General features: G+C 65.1%; 4 protein-coding genes and 1 pseudogene. 3 read left to right on the top strand and 2 right to left on the bottom strand.

Annotation, left to right across the window (positions count from 1 at the left end; translation table 11 throughout):
* Positions 1–496 precede the first annotated feature (496 nt).
* Positions 497–2305, bottom strand: coding sequence for a reverse transcriptase/maturase family protein (locus C2142_RS04960; RefSeq protein ID WP_174315561.1), 1809 nt, complete (start codon positions 2303–2305; stop codon positions 497–499).
* Between the two features lie 526 nt (positions 2306–2831).
* Positions 2832–2999: an ATP-binding protein gene (locus C2142_RS04955; protein ID WP_148641252.1), complete on the bottom strand. Its 168-nt coding sequence runs from the start codon at positions 2997–2999 to the stop codon at positions 2832–2834.
* Between the two features lie 259 nt (positions 3000–3258).
* On the opposite strand from C2142_RS04955, the gene C2142_RS04950 reads away from it, so the two are divergent.
* From C2142_RS04950 to C2142_RS39335, 3 genes and pseudogenes are all read left to right on the top strand, one after another.
* A complete protein-coding gene (locus tag C2142_RS04950; RefSeq protein ID WP_148641251.1) occupies positions 3259–3492 on the top strand; it encodes a hypothetical protein in 234 nt (77 codons plus the stop codon).
* A gap of 267 nt (positions 3493–3759) precedes the next feature.
* Complete coding sequence (locus tag C2142_RS04945; protein WP_241002386.1) at positions 3760–4659, top strand: XRE family transcriptional regulator; 900 nt, start codon at positions 3760–3762, stop codon at positions 4657–4659.
* A 32-nt stretch (positions 4660–4691) separates the two neighbouring features.
* A pseudogene (locus tag C2142_RS39335) lies at positions 4692–4958 on the top strand (aminoglycoside phosphotransferase family protein); the annotation flags it as partial.

The following is a 4958-nucleotide window of genomic DNA, read 5'->3' as shown; positions in this document are numbered from 1 at the left end:
CTGGACCCGGCCACCGCTTCTCTGGCATGCTACGGTCCCCTTAGCCTTTCGGCGCCAGGTAAGCCATTGGACCCAGGAATATCCTCCGAATTCCTCCCGGCTCTGCCGGGAATACAACCAGGCGCTTTCAGGGCGCACTCGAACCAGACGATCGTGCTGCCGTTTGCCCCGAGCTCCGTACCGTGGTCGGTGGCCAGCTGTGCCACGAGAAACAGTCCGCGGCCGTCCTCGGCATCTGGCTCGGCCTTCCTTTCGCACGGCCGACCGCGACCGGTATCGAGCACCAGGACGCGGAGGCGGCGGAGTGAACGTACGAACCGGAACTCGACGTTGAGCGTGGCCGTCGAATCGTCATGGTGGCTGCCGTGGACAAGTACCGGTAGGCCACTGGCGAGGTTTCCGCGCGTGCGGGTCCTTTTCCAGTGGCCCCCGGCCCGAACCCGCCGTGCACCTTTCAATGCAGCGGGCTCTCCAGAGACTTGGTGCGCGAACCTCGTCAAGTGCCCTTGTGGACGGCCTGATGACAGGGTGCGCAGACGACGAGTGTCCTGCTGTGCTTCCTGATCATGATGGCCGCCCACTCGGGCGGTAGTTCGAGCTTCCTGAGGTCGGCGAGGCCACGGACTTGATGGACTTCCACCGGCCGTGGGCGCTCGCAGACCTCGCACCACTTTTGGCGCAGCCGACGGATGAGTCGGATGCCCCGCTGGTGGCGGTGCGGTTCGAACGGGGTACGCGGCGCATCGTTGATGGCCGTGTGTTTCTTTTGGACGAGGGGAATTCCTCCGAACCGTGCGATCAGCGGCTTCCTGCCTACCCGGTCGATCCTTGCTTCGAAGCACCGGCGGAGACCGAGTGGTGTGTTCACCGTGGCCTTGTATTTCGCGGCCATCTTGGTCACCGATGAACGGTGCCTGCAGGCAAGGGTCTTGAGTAGCGAGGTGACCATCACCCCTTTGAGCCGGTCGAGTCGCCAGACGTCGCCGGCCAGCAGGTAGTACTGAACGATGCCCCGGTACTGTGCGCCGTACCGTCTGACGAGCTCGTAAGGTGTGAGTCCCGCCAGGTGGCGTAGGGGTGCGGGGTGTCCGCGTTTGAGAAACGGGGCTGCTTTGGCCTCGATCACCTTCCTGGGGACACGCAGGGCGATCTTCCCGTTGGTGTTGCGGGCCCCCGTGCGGGAGCGCCGGTCGCGGGTGATCTTCGTGTCTGCGTGCTGGACGGTGATCTCGTAGCCGAGGAACCGTGCCGCTTGTGTGCGGGCGTGGGTGATCAGGGTCTTGTCCTGGTTGAGTTCCAGCTTGAGTTCTTCATGCAGGAACTGGCTCAGACGGTGCTTGATCGTCTCGGCTTCGGCCTTCGGTCCGATGAACCCGAGGAGGTGGTCGTCCGCGTAGCGGACGTACCGCAGACGCCGGAATCCGGGATCGCGAGGGTCTCCGACCGGCAGACGTCGCAGCCGCTGGCGCAGCTCGCGGACGGCCGGGGTTTCGATTTTCTCCCCCCAGTATTTCTGCCGTTTTCGGAGGCGGTTGATCTCGTTCTCCAGGGTCCGGTACTCCGGGTTCTTGGCCCGGGTCTTTCCTCGGGTGTATTCCGGTATGAGAACTGTCTCGACAAAGCGGTCCAGCTTGTCCAGATAGATGTTGGACAGGAGTGGAGAGACGACCCCGCCCTGCGGGGTCCCCGACAGGGTCGGGTTCCACTCCCAGTCTTCCATGTACCCCGCCTGGAGCATCTGTCGGATGAGGCGGAGGAACCTGGCGTCATGGATTCTCTCGGCCAGGATCGACAGCAGGACGTCGTGGTCCAGCGAGCCGAAGCAATCCGAGATGTCCCCTTCGATGAACCAGGTCGTCCCTGTCCAGTTGATGACCACCTGGCTCAGGGCCGTGTGGCATCCCCGTTCGGGACGGAAACCGTGGGAGAGGTTGGAGAATCGGGGTTCGTAGTATGCCTCCAGAAGGAGGCGCACTGCTTCTCCCACGAGTTTGTCCGACCATGACGGCAATCCGAGCGGTCGCATCTTCCCGTTGTTCTTGGGGATGTGGATGCGGCGGACCGGGCGGAAGCGGTATCGCTCGTGGCGGAGGGCTTCCACCAGGTTTGCGATCTTTACCTCGGACATGCCGTCTGCGGTTTCCTCGCAGGCCCCGGGGGTCAACGCACCTTTGTTGGCGTAGATCCGCCCGTAGGCATGCAGGTACAGATCCGGGTTGAACAGCTGTCGGTACAGTTCGTTGCACGGCAGACCGTGCCTGCCGCGTTCGCGCAGGACATTCAGCACTGTTTCGGCGCTCTGCATTACGCATACCTCCCAGTGATCTTCATATCCGGGTCTCCTGGTCCCCTTCGCCCTGTGGGCGGTGTTACCGCCCGCCTTGGCAGGTCGTTACTCCTGCGACTACTACGGGACCTCCGTCGCCATGGGGATTTCTATCCCTTTAGGCGATCCCATGTTCGTCTCCGACATACGTGTCTAGCGTGATTTAGGCGCCCAACTCATCCCCTTGAATTCCCTCACTGGGAATCGTTCCGCAGTCCGGAGGTTGCAGAGAATACGCAGTGACTTCCCTGCAGGACGCGGCGCCGGTGTCAAATGCGGTTCCGGCGGATGTCATGCCATTGCATCTCTGGAGATTTGGGTTCAGGCAGTCTAGCTTTCGCCATGTCACGCGGGCCTCTCAGCGCACCGCCTCCGCACTTGAGCGCGGCCGCTGATTTTCTGGCATGCTACGGTCCCCTTCGCCTTTCGACTCCAGGTAAGCCATTGGGCCCAGGAACATCCCTCCAGTTCCTCCCGGTTGCACCGGGAATATAGTCAGAGCGCTTCATGGCGCACCAGCGTTCGTTGCGAGCTCGGACACGAGCAGGACAACCGTGTCGGTCTCGTTCGGAGGCAACGTGATGCCCAGCCTCGCCAGCGCGACGGGAACGTGACGGCGAACTCCGGAGATCTCGGCTGCCCTTGCGGGTGCGGAGAAGATTTCAACGGTCATGAGTGGTCCTCCGGGCCGTGCAGGTCGCAGGGGGTCGTACCGGGGAAGTCCGCGGGCTTGGTGGTCGATCGCGGGTTCCGTAAGGTTCGCGAGCACGCCAACCGGCTGCAACAGGAGGAAGTTGAGGGCGAAGGCGGAAGTTACTGTCGTGGAGCCGCCAAGCAGGCCAGAGCAGTAACCAGTTACTGGTTCCGGCACGCTCCGTATGTGGGATCGCTACGCTGAGAAGCGAAGTCGACAGCCGAGGGGGTGATGGGGGATGGCCCACGGACTGGCCTGCGTCGAGCGCCTTCGCGCCGAGGGTGTGGTGGAGGACCGGGACATCCGGCGGACCGTCGATGCGGTCATGTCGTGTTGCGGGGTCAGCCGTCTGCGGGCCTACCGGCTCGCTCATGGCTGGACGTTGAAGGATGCCGTGGACGTCCTGATCAAGCTGTGCGACGAGGGCGACATCGTCCGTCCGAAGCTCGACGCGGACCAGCTCGGGCACTGAGAGACGGACCGGCAGCCCCGCGCAGGGACGATCGACCTGCTCTGCCGCTTGTACCGGACCGACGCCACCGCTCTCGGCCTCTCGGGCGACTACCGCGTCGGCGGCGAACCAGCCGGGATTCGGCAACTCCCGGTGCGCGCAGGACATGCTCGGACACCCGTGCGCGCTTCGACATCGGCTGGATCGCGCCAAGGGCAGAGCGATCCGCTGACCTCCCTGGTGGATTCCGCTCGTAGGGCGGTCGAGCGGACTCTCGCACTGACGACGGTGAGCGCGACTCAGCTGGAGCTCCTGGACGAGCGGGTGATGAGTCTGCGCCGTGACTACGTGTTCACGCCGCCGGCGGTCATGCTCGGACGGCTGCTTGCGGACCTGGAGGAAATCCGGCTGCATGCGGCGGAACGCCAGCCGGCGAGCGTTCAGGTGCGGCTGTCCGAGATGACGGCTGTCGTGTCGACCCTGGTAGCGGACGCGCTGATGAAGCTGGGAAGGCTGGACGACTCCGAACGCTGGTACGGGACGGTCCGGGTGGCGGCCGACGACAGCGGCAGCGCTCGGCTCAGGGCCCGGGTCCGCGTTCAGGCGGCGATGCTGCCGTACTACTACGGTCCGCTGGAGAAGGCCTCCGAACTGGCACGCCAGGCCCGGCTGCTCAACCGCGGACGCCCGACGGCCACGGGTGCCTTCGCGGCAGCGGCCGAGGCGAGAGCGCTCGCGCGGCTGGGGCGGACAGCGGAGGCCCATACGGCGGTCAACCAGGCCCAGGAGATGTTCGAACGCTGCGACCACGGCGACCCCGAGGACGCCTGGGCCTTCCCCGAGCGCCGGCTGTTCCTCTATCTGAGCGGCACCTGCACCTATCTCGGTGAGACCGGCAGGGCACGTGCCGCGCAGCAGCAGGCACTCGCCCTGTATCCGGACCGCACGGGGATCGACCCGGCTCTCCTGCACCTTGAGCAGGCTGTCTGCCTGATCAAGGAACGTAGCCTCGCGGAAGCCTGCCAGCTGGCCGGCCGTACCTACCTTCAGGTGCCTGAGGCCCACCGTACGGAGATCCTGGGCTCCCGCGCGCGGGCGGTGATCGACGTACTGCCGACCCGGCTGCGTTCGGTGCGCGTGGTCCGCGAGCTGGGCGAGATTCTGACGCTCCCGTCGGGAGCGATGTGACAGCGGGGCGGTCGTCCGCCAGCCTTACGGGTATGAGTGCACCGAGCCGGATCGGCGGCTTCAGTGAGTCCGAAGTGAACCGTGTCCTCGAAGCCGCATGCCGGGCGGCTGGCCTGGACGCGTCAGGCGCCACCGTCCTGCGCGGACATACCAACGCGGTCTTCCTCCTGGCCTCCAGCCCGGTGGTGGTCAAGATCGCGCGACGCGGTTCGAACATCGCCGAGGTGCGCCGGACCGTCGAACTGGTCGAGTGGCTGGTCGGTATGGATTTCCCGACCGTCCCCCTCCTTGGAGCAGCC

This window comes from Streptomyces sp. CB01881, from assembly GCF_002953255.1.
In the GTDB taxonomy this organism is placed as follows: domain Bacteria; phylum Actinomycetota; class Actinomycetes; order Streptomycetales; family Streptomycetaceae; genus Kitasatospora.
This window is presented reverse-complemented; position numbering and strand designations above follow the sequence as displayed.

What these genes read in the sequence shown, in the direction of transcription:
- C2142_RS04960 (WP_174315561.1), bottom strand. Translation starts at nt 2,305, where the DNA reads ATGCAGAGCGCCGAAACAGTGCTGAATGTCCTGCGCGAACGCGGCAGG.
- C2142_RS04955 (WP_148641252.1), bottom strand. Translation starts at nt 2,999, where the DNA reads ATGACCGTTGAAATCTTCTCCGCACCCGCAAGGGCAGCCGAGATCTCC.
- C2142_RS04950 (WP_148641251.1), top strand. Translation starts at nt 3,259, where the DNA reads ATGGCCCACGGACTGGCCTGCGTCGAGCGCCTTCGCGCCGAGGGTGTG.